This window comes from Acidovorax sp. (genome assembly GCF_027492855.1).
Classification (GTDB): domain Bacteria; phylum Pseudomonadota; class Gammaproteobacteria; order Burkholderiales; family Burkholderiaceae_C; genus Acidovorax.
Window position 1 is genome coordinate 1 of record NZ_JAPUDY010000065.1, and the last position, 15,557, is coordinate 15,557.

A 15,557-nucleotide genomic window follows, 5' to 3' on the forward strand; every position below is an offset into this window, starting at 1 on the left:
GCGAGAAGAACACGGCCGAGAACATGCTGGTCAGGATGCCGATGCAGTGCACCACGGCAAAGCCGCGCACCGGGCCGGAGCCGAAGGCCAGCAGCGCCAGGCCCGCAATCAGCGTCGTCACGTTCGAGTCCAAAATCGTGGCCCATGCACGCTCGTAACCGGTGTGGATGGCGACCTGCGGCGAGACACCTTCGCGCAGTTCCTCGCGGATGCGCTCGTTGATCAGCACGTTGGAGTCGATGGCCACCCCGAGAGCGAGCGCCATGGCCGCGATGCCGGGCAGCGTCAGCGTGGCCTGCAGCATCGACAAAATGGCCATCAGCAAGAGCACATTCACGGCCAGCGAGACGGTGGAGAACACGCCGAACAGCGCGTAGTAGATGCACATGAAGACCGCAATGGCCACCATGCCCCACACCACGCTGTGGACGCCGCGCTCGATGTTGTCGGCGCCCAGGCTGGGGCCAATGGTGTATTCCTCAATGATTTCCATCGGCGCGGCCAGCGAGCCCGCGCGCAGCAGCAGCGCGGTGTCGTTGGCCTCGGCCGTGGTCATGCGACCCGAGATCTGCACGCGGCCGCCGCCGATTTCTGAACGAATCACGGGGGCCGTAACCACCTCGCCCTTGCCCTTTTCAAAGAGCACGATGGCCATGCGCTTGCCGATGTTCTCGCGCGTGATGTCCTTGAAGATGCGCGAACCCTTGGCGTCCAGCGTGAGGTTCACGGTGGGCTCTTGCGTCTGGCCGTCAAAACCGGGCTGGGCGTCGGTGAGGTTCTCGCCGGTCAGGATGACCTGCTTTTTCACGATGACGGGCTGGCCGCTGCGCTCCAGATAACGCTCGGAGCCAAACGGCACCGGGCCCCGGCCGGTTTCGGCCGCACGCGCCTCGGTGCCTTCGTCCACCAGGCGCACTTCCAGCGTGGCGGTGCGGCCCAGGATGTCCTTGGCCTTGGCGGTGTCCTGCACGCCGGGCAGTTGCACCACGATGCGGTCCAGGCCCTGCTGCTGGATCACGGGCTCGGCCACGCCCAGCTCGTTGATCCGGTTGTGCAGCGTGACAATGTTCTGCTTGAGGGCCTGCTCCTGCACGCGGCGCGTGGCCTCGGGTTTGATGGAGGCGCGCAGCTTGAACTCGGTGCCTTCGGGCGTGCTGGTCAGTTGCAGGTCGGTGAACTGGTCCGCGATCAGGTTGCGGGCCGCCGTCATGGTGGCTTCGTCGCGCACCTTGATGTCGATGTTCTGGCCTTCGCGGCTGATGCCGCCATGGCGGATGCTTTTGTCGCGCAGCGCGGTGCGGATGTCGCCCGCATACGACTCGGCCTTCTTGGTCAGGGCCGCCTGCATGTCCACCTGCAGCATGAAATGCACGCCGCCGCGCAGATCCAGGCCCAGGTACATGGGGTTGGCGTGCAGGGCCTTGAGCCACAGCGGCGAGCGCGACACGAGGTTCAGCGCCACGATGTACGAAGCGTCGTTCGCATCGGGCACCAGCGCCTTCTGGATGGCGTCCTTGGCCTTGAGCTGGGTGTCGGGCGTGTCAAAGCGCGCGCGCACCGAGTTGCCTTCCAGTGCAACGAAGTCGGGCTTGACGCCGGCTGCCTTGAGGGCTTCTTCCACCCGCTGCTGCACGGCGGCGTCCACCTTGATGGTGGCCTTGGCCGACGACACCTGCACGGCGGGGGCTTCGCCAAAGAAATTGGGCAGGGTGTACAAAACCCCCACGAGCATCACGATCACCAGGATCGCGTACTTCCAGACCGGATAACGGTTCATGTTTACGCCTTTTCCACGCCCTGCCAGCCAACGCCGCGCAGGGGCCGTCCCGCCGCGCTGGCGGCGTCACCGTCTTTGCGCGCAGCGCTAAAGACGGTGAAAAGCGCGCAGCGCCTGCGGGGGATGTTCATTAATTACTTGACCGAACCCTTGGGCAGCACCTGAACCACGGCGCTGCGCTGCATTTGCACCTCGACGCCATTGGCGATCTCGATGTGCAAAAAGCCTTCGGACAGGCGCGTGACCTTGCCGACGATGCCGCCAGCGGTGGCCACTTCATCGCCCTTGGCGATGGCTTCGATCATGGCGCGGTGTTCTTTCTGACGCTTCATCTGAGGGCGGATCATGACGAAGTACAGCACCACAAACATTAGCACCAGGGGCAGCATGCCGGTCAGCGAAGACATGATGTCGCCACCACCAGTGGCGGCTGCGGGTGCGGTTTGGGCAAAAGCGGAAGAAATAAACACGGACTGGACTCCACAACGGATGGTCAAAACACACAAAAGCCGCCAACGGCCAGCGCCAAAGCGCCCACCAAGGCGGAACAGGACATTGTATGCGGCACCCCGCCTGCCGCCCAAGGGCTAAGACCCAGGCCCACAGCGGGTGTTTGCCGGGGCGTACAACACCCATGAAGACAGGGAACGGGATATCAACAAAAACAGGCCCCAGCGCCTGATAAACAAGCGTCAATAGCTCCTATTTTAATAGCAAAAGCCCGCACAAGTGCGGGCTTTTGTATCAGGATACAGGCGCTGCGCCGAACTTCAGGCCGCCTGGCGCTGGTCGGGCGCCGCCTTGCCGGTGCGCCACTGGGCCATCAGGCTGTCCCACTTGGGGCGTGCCGTTTTCAGGTGCCGTTCCTTCACATGGCCGTAGCCCCGGATCTCTTCGGGGATGCGGGCGATCTCCACCGCCAGGGCCAGGTTGTCGGCATTCAGGCGGGCCAGCAGTTCGTCGATGGATGTGCGGTATTCCACGATCAGCGCGCGCTCCATGCGGCGCTCCTCGGTCTTGCCGAACACATCGAGCGCTGTGCCGCGCAGGCCTTTCATCTTGGCCAGCAGGCCAAAGGCGCTGCGCATCCAGGGGCCGAACGGCTGCTTGACGAGCTCACCCTTGTCATTCTTCTTGGCGGTCATGGGTGGCGCGAGGTGGTGCACCAGCTTGTAGTCGCCCTCGAACATGCCCGCGATCTTGTCGGTGAAGGCCTTGTCGGTGTGCAGGCGCGCCACTTCGTACTCGTCCTTATAGGCCATGAGCTTGAACAGGTAACGGGCCACGGCCTCGGACAACTTGGTGCTGGTGCCCAGCTTGGCTTCAGCGGTTTTCACCTTCTCGACAAAGGCCTGGTAGTCGGCTGCATAGGCGGCGTTCTGGTAACCGGTGAGGAACTCCACACGCTTGCCCACCATTTCGGTCAGCGAGGGCTTCTTGACGAACTGGATCACCTGCGCGGCGGCAAACAGTGCCTGCACCGACGCCAGATCGTGCGCGCAGCGGCGGCCCCATTCGAACGCGGCCTTGTTGTTGTCCACCTGCACGCCGTTGAGCTCCATGGCGCGCATCAGCGACGCGTAGGTCAAGGGCACACGGCCCTTTTGCCAGGCGTAGCCCAGCATCAGCGGGTTGGTGTAGATGCTGTCGCCCAGCATCTGGGTGGCCACCTGCTCGGCGTCAAAGCTGCCCACACCGCCCGCGCCCACGGCCGCCGCAATCGCGCTGTCGCAATTGGCGCCGGGGAACTGCCAGTCGGGGTTGGTCACAAAGGCCGCCGTGGGCGTGCTGTGCGTGTTGAGCGCCACGAAGGTGCGGCCCGGCTGCATCACGGCCAGCGTGTACTTGTGGGCGGCGACGATGGAATCGCAGCCGATCACCAGGTCGGCCTTGGCGGTATCGACCTTGGTGGTGTAGATGGCTTCGGGGCGGTTGGCGATCTGGATGTGGCTCCAGGTGGCGCCGCCCTTTTGGGCCAGGCCGCCTGCGTCTTGCGTGATAACGCCCTTGCCGTCCAGGTGCGCGGCCATGCCCAGCAGCGAGCCGATGGTGATCACGCCCGTGCCGCCCACGCCGCCGACCACGATGCCCCAGGCGGCTTCGGCCACGGGCAACACGGGTTCGGGGATGGCGGGCAGCGCCGACAGGTCACCCTTTTTTTCCTTCTTGGGCTTCTTGAGCTTGCCGCCCTCCACCGTCACAAAGCTCGGGCAGAAGCCGTTCACGCACGAATAGTCCTTGTTGCAGGTGCTTTGGTTGATGCGGCGCTTGCGGCCGAATTCGGTCTCCACCGGCTCCACGGAGAGGCAGTTGGATTTGGTGGAGCAGTCGCCGCAGCCCTCGCACACCAGCTCGTTGATGACCACGGTCTTGTCGGGCGTGGCCAGGGTGCCGCGCTTGCGGCGGCGGCGCTTTTCGGTGGCGCAGGTCTGGTCGTAGATGATGACCGTGCAGCCTTTGATCTCGCGAAACTGGCGCTGCAGCGTGTCGAGCTCGTCGCGGTGGTGCACCGTCACGCCTTCGGCCAGCGCCACACCGTCGTACTTCTGCGGCTCATCGGTCACGATGATCAGCTTGACCACGCCTTCGGACTTCAGGCTGTTCATGATCTGCAGCACCGAGTGCCCCTCGGGGCGTTCGCCCACGGTCTGGCCGCCGGTCATGGCCACCGCGTCGTTGTACAACACCTTGTAGGTGATGTTGGTCCCGGCAGCAATCGCCTGCCGAATGGCCAGCAACCCACTGTGGAAGTAGGTGCCGTCGCCCAGGTTGGCAAACACGTGCTGATCGGTGGTGAACGGCGCCTGGCCCACCCAGGTCACGCCCTCGCCGCCCATCTGCGTGAAGGTGCTGGTTTTGCGGTCGGGCATCCAGTTGGCCATGTAGTGGCAGCCGATGCCCGCCACGGCGCGCGAGCCCTCGGGCACGCGGGTGCTGGTGTTGTGCGGGCAGCCGCTGCAAAACCAGGGGGCGCGCTCGCCCGTGTCCACCTTCAGCTCGGCCATGCCCCGCTCGCTGGCCTCGATGACGGTGATACGTGCGTCCATGCGGGCGATGATGTCGCTGGGCACGCCCAGCTTCTTCAGGCGCTTGGCGATGGCCTTGGCGATGATGGCGGGCGTGAGATCGGCCTTGGCGCGCAGCAGCCAGTTCTGGCTGGGGTTGGGCATGCTCCATTCGCCGCCCGTCGCATCGCCCTCGGGTTCGTCGAACTTGCCCAGCACGTTGGGGCGCACGTCGGCGCGCCAGTTGTAGAGCTCTTCTTTCAGTTGGTATTCGATGACCTGGCGCTTTTCCTCCACCACCAGGATCTCCTGCAGGCCCTCGGCAAAGTCGCGGGTGATGGTGGCTTCGAGCGGCCACACCACGTTGACCTTGTGCACGCGGATGCCCAGTTGGCGGCAGGTGTCGTCATCCAGGCCCAGATCCACCAGGGCCTGGCGCGTGTCGTTGTAGGCCTTGCCGCTGGCGATGATGCCGAAGCGGTCGTTGTTGCCTTCGATGACGTTGTAGTTGAGCTTGTTAGCGCGGATGTAAGCCAGGGCCGCGTACCACTTGTAGTCCATCAGGCGCGCTTCCTGCTCCAGCGGCGCGTCGGGCCAGCGGATGTGCAGGCCGCCGGGCGGCATCACGAAATCCTCGGGCATCACGATCTTCACGCGGTCGGGGTCCACGCTGATGCTGCTGGACGACTCCACCACCTCCTGGATGGTCTTCATGCCCGACCACACGCCCGAGAAGCGGCTCATGGCAAACGCGTGCAGCCCCATGTCCAGGATGTCCTGCACGCTGCTGGGGAAAAACACCGGCAGGCCGCAGGCCTTGAAAATGTGGTCGCTCTGGTGCGCGGCCGTGCTGCTCTTGCTGATGTGGTCGTCGCCCGCGATGGCGATCACGCCGCCATGCTGGGCGGTGCCTGCCATGTTGGCGTGCTTGAACACGTCAGAGCAGCGATCCACGCCAGGGCCCTTGCCGTACCAGATGCCGAACACGCCGTCGAACTTCTTCGATTGCGGATACAGGTCCAGCTGCTGCGTGCCCCACACGGCGGTGGCGCCCAGTTCTTCGTTCACGCCGGGCTGAAAAACGATGTTGTTGGCCGCCAGGTGCTTTTTGGCCGCCCACAGGGCCTGGTCATACGTGCCCAGGGGGGAGCCGCGGTAGCCGCTGATGAAACCGGCGGTGTTCAGGCCCGCCGAGGCATCGCGCTGGCGCTGCAGCATGGGCAGGCGCACCAGGGCCTGCACGCCGCTCATGAAGGCCCGGCCGTGATCCAAAGCGTATTTGTCGTCGAGCGTGACAGTCTCTAAGGCCTTGCGGATGGATTCGGGCAGAGGGGCGTTCATGGCTATGTCTCCAATGGCTTTGTGTTGCGTGCCTTGTGGGCGCGGGTGGGGCAGGGCCATGCCGCCCGTTTAGGGCGGTGGCTCCAATGTGAGGAGAAGTGTATGTCTCTGGCGCTGATATGTCTTTGCGTTCTGTGCCGTGTTTAGGCTATTCTGAGAAAGGATCTTTCTTTTTTAGCCATCATCTTGAACACTCTCGACAAATTCGACATCGCCATCCTCAACGAGCTGCAGACCGACGCTCGCCTGACCAACGCCGAGCTGGCCCAGCGCGTGGGGCTGTCGGCCGCACCCTGCTGGCGCCGCGTGCGTGCGCTGGAGGAAGAGGGTTTCATCAAGGGTTACCGCGCCGAGATCGACCGGCACAAGATCGGCCTCGGGGTGCTGGCGTTTGTGCGGCTGGATGCCGACCGCAGCACGGGCGACCTCACGCGCACCATGGAAGAGGCCATCCGCAAGATCCCCGAAGTGATCGCCTGCCACTACATCAGCGGCACCGGCACCTTCGAGCTGCAGGTGGTGGCGCGCGACCTGGACAGCTTTTCGCTGTTTGCGCGCGACGTGCTGCTCAACCTGCCCAACGTGAAAGACATGCACACCAGCTTCTCACTCGGCGAGGTCAAGGCCAGCAGCGCCCTGCCACTCACACACCTGGTACGGGTCAAAGGATGATAGCTATAAAATTCATAGCCACTAAGGATTGATGGACGCGCGGAGAGGCCTGTTTTGGCTTCAAATCCGTGCAGCACAAGCCCCCGCCCCGGGGCGAGGGGCACGATGTGGCTGGGCGCCCTGCAAGGTAACAAGGCGTTAGGGCGTGGTTCCTGCGCGGGGTATGCTGTATAAGCCTGCGGAACCACAGCGGGGCTGCCAAGCTGCCGCACGCACCCTCTCCGCCACCCGCCTGCAAGGCCCTGCACCTCGTGTCCCTGACCGGGGTGTTGATTCGCAAGGTGGCTGCGCGAGCGGTTGCCGGTGGGTCTACCAATACGACGGTTCCTTTCACGCACAGCCCCAGGGCCTGCCGACCGGAGCCCAAAAAGAGGGCGAGGGCGGCATGATCATCTGGGGCATTTTCTGGGGCGCTGTGCTGGGCTCGTGGTTCGGCGGCTACGGCGACTTCGGGCCGTTTGTGGGCGGCATTCTGGGCTTTTTCGCCGGGCTGTCGCTGCGCTGGGCGATCCGCTCGGCCATCCGCACCGAGCTGCAGGCGCACGCTACCAAGGCCACTGCCCAGCCCACGCGGGCACCGCAGGCAGCGCCGGTTGCCGAAGACCGGCCTGTGGCGGCGGCGCCCGTGCCGCAAGGGCCCGTGCCACACGCACCCCCTCCACCACCCACCACCAGCGACGATCCCCGGGATGCGGACGACGCTTTTTGGACCGGCGAACTCACGCCCCAAGGCCTGCCGCGCGTCCCTTCGTTGGCCCCGGCGTCGGCCCCGGTGGCCGCCCGCACGGACGCGCCTGCCGCACCCGCCGAGCCCCGCAAGACAACAGCCCAGCCCGCCCAACCCAACCCCGTCGAGCTGGCCGTGCTCGCGGCCAAGAACTGGTTTCTGGGCGGCAACACCATCGTGCGTGTGGGCTTGGTGATTCTGTTCATCGGCCTGTCCTTCCTCGCGCGCTACGCGGCGTCGGCCGGGCTGCTGCCGGTCGAGTTCCGCCTGGTGGCGGTTGCGGCGGTGGGCATTGCGCTGCTGGGGGTGGGGTTTCGCAAGCGCACCGAAAAGCCCGGCTTTGCGCTGGCCCTGCAGGGCGGCGGCGTGGCGGTGATGTACCTCACGGTGTTCGCCGCCTTCCGGCTCTACGGGCTGCTACCGCCGCTCTGGGCCTTCGGGCTGATGATCGTGGTCTGCGCGGCCAGCTGCGCGCTGGCGCTGCTGCAGGACTCGCGCGCGCTCGCGGTGGCCGCGTTTGCCGGCGGCTTTGCGGCGCCCATCCTGCTGTCCACCGGCCAGGGCAGCCACGTGGGCCTGTTCAGCTACTACACGCTGCTCAACCTGGCGATTTTGTTCATCGCCTACAAGCGCTCCTGGCGCGTGCTCAACGTGGTGGGGTTTGTGGCCACCTTTGGTGTGGCCACGGCCTGGGGGGCGCTCAAATATGTGCCCGATCACTACGCCAGCACGCAGCCCTTCCTGGCGGGCTTTGTGCTGATCTACCTCGTCACCGCCATCCTCTATGCGCGCAACACGCCGACGAAGCTGGGCAAGACGGTGGACAGCATGCTGGTCTTCGGCACGCCGCTGGTGGGCTTTGGGCTGCAGGCCGGGCTGGTGCAGCCGTTTGAGCTGGGTGCGGCCTTCTCGGCGCTGGCCTTTGCGGCGGTCTACCTGCTGGCCGCGACTGTGCTGCTGCGCCGCGCGCAAGCCAGCTGGCGCCTGCTCACCGAATGTTTCATCGCCATCGGCGTGGGCTTTGCCACGCTGGCCGTGCCGCTGGCGCTGGACGCGCAGTGGACCTCGGCGGTGTGGGCGCTCGAAGGCGCGGGCGCCTTCTGGGTGGGCATGCGCCAGGCGCGCTGGATGCCGCGTGCCTTTGGCCTGGTGCTGCAGGTCGTGGCCATGCTGGCGTTCATGGGTGGCGTGGACGGCGGTGGCCTGCAGGTCTCGCCCCTGCCGCTGGCCAACCCGGCCTTCCTGGGCGCGATGCTGATTGCGCTGCCGGCCTTGCTGCTGGCATGGTGGCTGCGCCAGCCCCAACCACACAGCGGCTCGGCCTGGGCCCAGGGCTATGCCCGGGTGGAGGTGCTGCTGCCCAGTCCGGCCTACCTCTACGGCTTTGTCTTCTGGTGCCTGGCCTGGTGGCTGGAGATCACGCGGCGCGTGCCCGGCCTGGAGCAGGGCCAGTGGCCCGTGCCGGTGTTCTCCGGCCGCGTTGCCGAACTGCTGGGCATACTGGCCGTGGTGCTCAGTGCGGCCCTGTCGATGGTGCTCGGCCTGCGCACGCGCTGGGCCGTGGCCACCTGGCCTGCGCGCGCCACCATCGGCGTGCTGGCGCTGGGGTGGGTGGCGCAGGTGGTGGATGGCCACCGCGTGCTGACCACCCCCGCCTGGGCCGTGTGGCCCATCGTGCTGGCGCTGCACGGCTGGATGCTGTGGCAGACCGACCGTTTGCAGGCGGCGGAAGCTGAGGGCCCGTCCGCCCAAAGCGCGTCGCGCTTCGGCTGGTTCCACGCCGCCACGGCCTGGCTGGTGACCTTGCTGCTGGCCGACTGCCTGTGGTCCGGCATCGGCAAGGCCGAGCTGTGGCGCACCTCGTGGGCGGGTGTGGTCCTGCTGGTCAGCGCGATTGCGGTGCTGATGCTGCTGGCGCTGTGGGCGGGCCGTGGCAACCGGCCTGCGGCACGCGCGGCGCTGCCCTGGCCGCTGAACCCGCATGCCGAGGCCTACTACTGGCTGGCGGCCCTGCCTTTGGCGGCGCTGGTGTTCGGGGGCGCACTGCTGTCGGCCGTGCATTCGTCGGGCCACACGGCGCCGCTGCCCTACATCCCGCTGCTCAACCCCACCGACCTGACCCTGGCGCTTGCGCTGGGCGGCCTGGTGTTCTGGCGGCGGGTGCTGCTCGCCGCGCTGCCGCCCCCGGCCCGCTCGGGCGGGGTCACCGGGCGCCATGCGCTGGTGGCCTTGGCGCTGCTCGCGTTCATCGTGATCAACACCGTGTGGCTGCGGGTGGCGCACCACTTCTTTGGCGTGCGCTGGGATGCGTTGGCTCTGTTCAACAGTTTTGTGGTGCAGACCGGCTACGCCATCCTGTGGACGCTGCTGGCGCTCGGCATGATGGTGCTGGCACACCGCCGCGTGCAGCGGCCGCTGTGGCTGGTGGGCGCGGGCCTGCTGGGCGTGGTGGTGGTCAAGCTGCTGCTGATCGATCTGTCCAACGCGGGGGGTGCCGAACGCATCATTGCCTTCATCGCCGTGGGCGTGCTCATGCTGGTGGTGGGCTACTTTGCGCCTTTACCTCCCAAGTCGCCACCCAAGGCGGCCGCCCCTGCGGAGCCTGCCGCGCCACCGCTGGCGCCATCGCAACCAGAAACACTGCCATGAAGAAGCCTGCCGCCCTGAACCTGCCCCTGGTGCTGGCCACTGCCTCCCTTTGCCTGTGCGCCGGTGTGGCCCAGGCGGCCGCCGATGCCAGCAGCCCTGCGGCCTACGCCATCCGCATTCCCGTCACGCTCGCGGCCGATGCGCCGCTGCAGCGTGTGACGTTGCCCGCCCAGGTGCTGGTGCGCCTGCAAAGCCCGGGCTATGCCGATGTGCGCCTCTTCAACGGCGCGGGCCAGCCTGTGCCCATGGCGCTGGCGGGTGTGGCGGCGACCAGCGCGCCCGAGGAATCGGTGACCCTGCCCGCCTATCCCATCCTGGGCGCGGCCAGCAAGGGCGCGGCCGGGCTGGAGGGGCTGTCGCTGCGCATCGAGGAGCGCCAGGGCCAGCGTGTGGTGCAGATCGACACGGTCGCCACAGCAGGTGCTACTGCCACACAAGCCGTGCGCGGTGCGCTGCTCGACGCACGCAATGTGCAGCTGCCCGTGGCCCGCATGGCCGTGGACGCCGATCTGCCTGCGGGCCAGCCCGTGACGTTCCGGGTGCAGGCCAGCAAGGACCTCAAACATTGGCAGCCGCTGGCCGAGACCGTGCTCTACCGCGCCGACGCGGCGGCGGCGCCCACGGCACCAGGCCGCCTGGGCAACGAGCAGATCGACCTGCAGCGCGCCGACCTCAAGGGCCACTACCTGCGCGTGACCTGGGGCGACGCTGCCGTGACCCTGCGCGGCGCCACGCTGGCCACCACGCGCAGCACGGGCCCGCGCGATCGCGTCAGCGCCAGCCTGGCCACGCCCGCCCTGGCCAACCCGCGCGAGCTGGTGTTTGCGCTGCCGTTTGCCACGCCGGTTGCGGCGCTTGCCATCACCCCGCCCGGCAGCAATGTGCTGATTCCGGTGCGCGTGCTGGGCCGCAGCCACCGCGAGCAGCCCTGGTCGCCACTGGCGAGCGCGGTGGTCTACAGGATGACCATGGGAGGTAAGGAACAAGCCAGCGGCCCCGTGGAGCTGGGCGGCGCCTCGGTGCGCGAGATCAAGATCGAAGCCGACTCCAAGACCCCCGGCTTCGCCGCCGCACCTGCTCTGGCGCTGCAGTTTGAGCCCACGCAGCTGGTGTTCCTGGCCAGCGGGCAAGGGCCCTTCACGCTGGCGGCGGGGCTGCCCGGCGCCAGCGCGGCCGCCAGCGCCTTCCTGCCCTTGGCCAGCCTGGTGCCGGGCTACCAGCCCGTGCAGGAGAACCAGCTACCCGTGGCGCTGGCCGATGTGGCCCGGGCCGACATCACCGGCGGCCAGCCCGCAGACGGCGCGCTGGTGCCTGCTGCGACCGCCAGCGGCGGCATCTCCACGCGCAGCGCCGTGCTGTGGGGCGTGCTGCTCGCGGGCGTCGCGGCACTTGCGCTCATGGCCTGGCTGCTGCTGCGGCAGACCCGGCAGGCGGGCACCCAGGCCCCGGCTGCGCCGACCGATGCGGCGTGAAGAGGTGTGCAGAGGCGTGAAAAGGCGCGGGGCCGGTGGTGAGGGCCTGTTTGGCGCAGGTCCGCAGTGGGCTATTTGGTGCTGAGCCACCACGGCCGCGCCAACCGTCGCACAATGCGCAGACATGCCGCCATTGCCGTCCCACGAAAGCACGCGCAGCGTTGCGCCCCCGCCCTCCCCTGATGTCCCGGACCTGAGCCCGGGCGCCCCGCCGCAGAGCGATGCGGCCGCAGACCGTGCCGCGCGTGCGGATCTGGCTCGTGGCACCGAAGAGTCCGTTGCCGCCCAGTTGGGGGACAGCGCAGCGTTGAACCAGACGGCCTCGCTCTCGCCGCTGGCGCCGCTGTCGGTGCCCGTGTTCCGCATGCTCTGGCTCACCTGGGTGGCTGCCAACACCTGCATGTGGATGAACGACGTGGCGGCCGCCTGGCTCATGACCACGCTCACCACCTCGCCCATCCTGGTGGCGCTGGTGCAGTCGGCCTCCACCCTGCCCGTTTTTTTGCTGGGCCTGCCCAGCGGCGCGCTGGCCGACATCCTGGACCGGCGCCGCTACTTCATCGCCACGCAGTTCTGGGTGGCCGCCGTGGCGCTGGTGCTGTGCGCATTCATCCTGGCCGGTGGCATGACGGCGCCGCTGCTGCTGGCGCTCACCTTTGCCAACGGCATTGGCCTGGCCATGCGCTGGCCGGTGTTCGCCGCCATCGTGCCCGAGCTGGTCAGCCGTCCGCAACTGCCCGCTGCGCTGGCGCTCAACGGCGTGGCCATGAACGCCTCGCGCATCATTGGCCCGCTGCTGGCGGGCGCCATCATCGCCAGCGCGGGCAGCGCCTGGGTGTTTGTGCTCAACGCCGTGCTGTCGGTGCTCTCGGGCCTGGTCATCATGCGCTGGAAACGCACCCACGTACCCAACCCGCTGGGCCGCGAAAAGCTGACCAGCGCCATGCGCGTGGGCCTGCAGTTCGTGCGGCAATCACCGCGCATGCGGGCCGTGCTGTGGCGCATTGCCGTGTTCTTCTTGCACGCCACTGCGTTGCTGGCGCTGCTGCCGCTGCTGGCCAAGGGTCTCGACGGCGGTGATGCAGGCACCTTCACGCTGCTACTGGCCAGCATGGGCGCGGGCGCCATCGTGGCCGCCATGTTTTTGCCCCGGCTGCGCCAGGCCATGGCGCGCGATGTGCTGGTGATACGCGGCACCGTGCTGCAGGCCGCCGCCACGGGCGTGATGGCCGTGGCGCCCAATGTCTACGTGGCCGTGCCCGCCATGGTGATTGGCGGCATGGCATGGATCACCACGGCCAATTCGCTCAGCGTGTCGGCCCAGCTCGCGCTGCCCAACTGGGTGCGGGCGCGCGGCATGTCGATTTATCAAATGGCCATCATGGGCGCCACGGCCTTGGGCGCCGCCGTGTGGGGCCAGGTGGCCACACTGACCGACGTGCACGTCAGCCTGGGGATCGCCGCCATCACCGGTGTGCTGGCCATGCTGCTGGTGCAGCGCCTGGTGGCCGACCGCAGCATGGAAGAAGACCTGAGCCCCTCGCGCGCCTTCAAGGCGCCAGTGGCCGAGGTGCCACCCGCCCCAGGCCATGTGGTGGTCACCATCGAATACTTCATCGACCCTGCCCGCGCCACCGAATTCCGCGCCGTGATGCAGGAGAGCCGCCGCAGCCGCCTGCGCCAGGGCGCGCTCTCATGGCAACTGCAGCACGACATCGCCGACCCGGCACGCTACGTGGAGCAGATCGAGGACGAGTCGTGGACGGAGCACCTGCGCCGGTTTGACCGCGTCACCGCCCACGACGTGGCGCTGCGCGAGCGCAAACTCGCCTTCCACACGCGCGACACACCGCCCGTGGTGACCCGGCTTTTGGTAGAGCGATAGCTATCAAAAATATAGCTACTAGCGCTTAATCATCAAGCGCAAGGGCCACTTTTCATCAAGATTCCGACGGCCGCACAAAGCTGCGCTGCAGAATGCCCAGCAGCATGGTGCGCAGCAGCGGCTGCAGCCGCGCGGCGTCGGCGGGGGGCTTGAGTGCGGCGGCCAGCTCCGCCCCGTGGGCGGCTACCGTGCCCGTGACTTCGGCGCGCCAGCGCGCGGCCAGCTCTGCCGCTTCGCCGGGCGGCACGCGCTGCTGGTGGGCGATGACGAGGTAGTGTGTGCAGGCCGCTTCGGCGGCATGGAGCTGCTGGTCTTGCCGCCCCTCGTCCTTCTTCTGGAAAGAGCGCACCACCCAGGCCGTGGTACCGCCCAGCAAGGCCCCCAGGGCCGTGCCCGCGCCCAGGGTGAGGCCGCCCGTGCCCAGATCGATCAGCGCCCCGGCCTTGGCGCCCGCTGCTGCGCCCGCAGCGGCCCCTGCCGACGTGCCCAGGGCCAAGGCCGTGCCATCGACACGGCGGGGCGTTGCTGGCAGCGCCATGGGCTGGGCCGCCGGGGGCAACTGGGGTAAGGGAGGCGCAGGCGGCTGGCCGTGCAGGGCACGCAGTGTGGCGTCGAGCGCCTGCACTTGCTGCGCATACTGGTGGGCGGCGTCGTCGCCGGGGCCCAGCGCTGCGCAGGTCAACAAGTGCTGCGCCAGCGCGTGCACGGATTGGTCGAAACATTGCTCATTGCGCTCCACCCAGGCTGCGCGCAGCCGCTCCAGCGCGTGTTGGTGCGCGGGCAGCGCGGCCTCCAGCCGGTCGAACAGAGCGGGCTCCAGCACCCAGCTTTCGCCAAAATCCGCCCAGCGCAGCGCCAGCACGGGGGCATGGAGCCAGGCGGGTGGCGGCGGTGTGTCGCTGCCCCAATTCAGCACGGCATCCACCGGCTGGCCGGCCTGCGCGAACTGCAGGCGATCGCCCTGCGTGGTCTGCACGGCGCCGCCCTGCAGCGCCTGCGCCTGGGGGCCGTGCAGGCCGACCATGAGGTCGCCCGGCAGGCTGGCGCGCAGCGCATCAAAGGCCGGGTCCGCCAGGTCGATGGCGCCCTGCCACTGGGCCTCGCGCCAGCGCGCCCAGGCGGCCAGTGCCAGCCGGGGCAGCACCACGGCCAGCGTGAGCAGGCCCACGTACATCCACACCCAGCGCCCCCCGGCCAGGCCCTCGCCCGCAAAGTTCTGCGTGGCCGCGATCTCTTGCAGCGAGAACGGCGCCAGGCCCAGCAGCGCCGAGAGCGACCAGAACAAAACGGTAACGATGGCATGCACCTGCCCGGCGTCGAGAAAGGTGCTCTCCCAGCCAAACTGGTAGCGCACGACCAGCCCGCGCAGCAGCAGCGACAGCGCGATGCCCGCACCCCAGGCCGCCGCGCACAGGTGCAGAACGCGCACCGCACGCTGCTGCTGCAGGTGGGCCGTTTGCGCGAGCCAGCGGGCATAAAAATCCGCCGCGACGCGCGCGGCCAGCCCGCGCCCGCTGCCAAAGCGGCCCAAGTGGTGCAGCGCTGGCAGCAGCCATGTGCCCTGCCCCACCGGGCGCCATGCGTGCCAGGCGATCAGCATGTACGCGGCCAGGTTCCAGGCCAGCACGATCAAAAGCGGCGGCGAGAGCAAATCCACCCGGTGCGCGTTGGCGATGCGGTCAATGGCCAACCCCGCCAGCAGGGCCACCACGGGCAGGCCGCGCGCCAGCCAGCGCCAGCGCGCGGCAGGCTGGCGCAGCGCGGCCACGGTGGTATCCCTGCCGCCAGCGCGCTGGGCGATGGTCTCGGCCCGCTCCAGCACCACGTCGCCCACGTCCACGCGCTGCACGCCACGGTGGCGGGCGGCGGCCACGGCGCTGCGCGTGGCCTCGTCGCGCTCGGTCTGGCTGACCAGCGTGCGCCCGGCGTCCGCATGCTCGACCGCCTGGGCGATCAGCACGGTGCGCAGCTGGGGTTCGGTCACACGCATGAATGCTCCTGTTTTAATAGCATTTAGCGCTTGATGAAT

8 protein-coding genes are annotated in these 15,557 nt (G+C 68.0%); 4 read left to right on the forward strand and 4 right to left on the reverse strand.

The genetic code is table 11. The annotated features are described in order from the left end of the window. The 3 genes from secD to Q0105_RS12190 form a co-directional block, all read right to left on the reverse strand. Positions 1 to 1,777 (reverse strand): protein translocase subunit SecD (gene secD, locus Q0105_RS12180; protein WP_298212106.1); only part of this gene is annotated, 1,777 nt, incomplete at its 3' end. A gap of 134 nt (positions 1,778 to 1,911) precedes the next feature. Further along, the gene (gene yajC / locus Q0105_RS12185) at positions 1,912 to 2,247 is read right to left on the reverse strand and encodes a preprotein translocase subunit YajC (RefSeq protein WP_298212108.1); all 336 of its coding nucleotides are present in this window, start codon (positions 2,245 to 2,247) and stop codon (positions 1,912 to 1,914) included. Positions 2,248 to 2,547: 300 nt separating this feature from the next. Then, complete coding sequence (locus Q0105_RS12190; protein WP_298212110.1) at positions 2,548 to 6,123, reverse strand: indolepyruvate ferredoxin oxidoreductase family protein; 3,576 nt, start codon at positions 6,121 to 6,123, stop codon at positions 2,548 to 2,550. Positions 6,124 to 6,309: 186 nt separating this feature from the next. Between Q0105_RS12190 and Q0105_RS12195 the strand changes: the two genes are divergently transcribed. The 4 genes from Q0105_RS12195 (at position 6,310) to Q0105_RS12210 (ending at position 13,528) form a co-directional block, all read left to right on the forward strand. Next, entirely contained in the window at positions 6,310 to 6,795 is a 486-nt protein-coding gene (locus tag Q0105_RS12195) for an Lrp/AsnC family transcriptional regulator (RefSeq protein WP_298212113.1), read from the forward strand. 385 nt (positions 6,796 to 7,180) lie between these two features. Beyond that, positions 7,181 to 10,171, forward strand: a complete 2,991-nt coding sequence (locus Q0105_RS12200) for a DUF2339 domain-containing protein (RefSeq protein WP_298212115.1) — start codon at positions 7,181 to 7,183, stop codon at positions 10,169 to 10,171. Then, positions 10,168 to 11,643 (forward strand): DUF3999 domain-containing protein, encoded by a 1,476-nt coding sequence (locus Q0105_RS12205; protein WP_298212117.1) that lies wholly within the window; start codon positions 10,168 to 10,170, stop codon positions 11,641 to 11,643. Before Q0105_RS12200 ends, Q0105_RS12205 begins: the two co-directional genes overlap by 4 nt. Positions 11,644 to 11,767: 124 nt before the next feature. Further along, complete coding sequence (locus tag Q0105_RS12210) at positions 11,768 to 13,528, forward strand: MFS transporter (protein ID WP_298212120.1); 1,761 nt, start codon at positions 11,768 to 11,770, stop codon at positions 13,526 to 13,528. A 55-nt stretch (positions 13,529 to 13,583) separates the two neighbouring features. Here the strand turns inward: Q0105_RS12210 and Q0105_RS12215 are convergent, their stop codons facing one another. Next, positions 13,584 to 15,518, reverse strand: coding sequence for a DUF2868 domain-containing protein (locus Q0105_RS12215; protein ID WP_298212121.1), 1,935 nt, complete (start codon positions 15,516 to 15,518; stop codon positions 13,584 to 13,586). Positions 15,519 to 15,557: the final 39 nt, after the last annotated feature.

What these genes read in the sequence shown, in the direction of transcription:
- Q0105_RS12190 (WP_298212110.1), bottom strand. Translation starts at nt 6,123, where the DNA reads ATGAACGCCCCTCTGCCCGAATCCATCCGCAAGGCCTTAGAGACTGTC.
- Q0105_RS12200 (WP_298212115.1), top strand. Translation starts at nt 7,181, where the DNA reads ATGATCATCTGGGGCATTTTCTGGGGCGCTGTGCTGGGCTCGTGGTTC.
- Q0105_RS12205 (WP_298212117.1), top strand. Translation starts at nt 10,168, where the DNA reads ATGAAGAAGCCTGCCGCCCTGAACCTGCCCCTGGTGCTGGCCACTGCC.
- Q0105_RS12210 (WP_298212120.1), top strand. Translation starts at nt 11,768, where the DNA reads ATGCCGCCATTGCCGTCCCACGAAAGCACGCGCAGCGTTGCGCCCCCG.
- Q0105_RS12215 (WP_298212121.1), bottom strand. Translation starts at nt 15,518, where the DNA reads ATGCGTGTGACCGAACCCCAGCTGCGCACCGTGCTGATCGCCCAGGCG.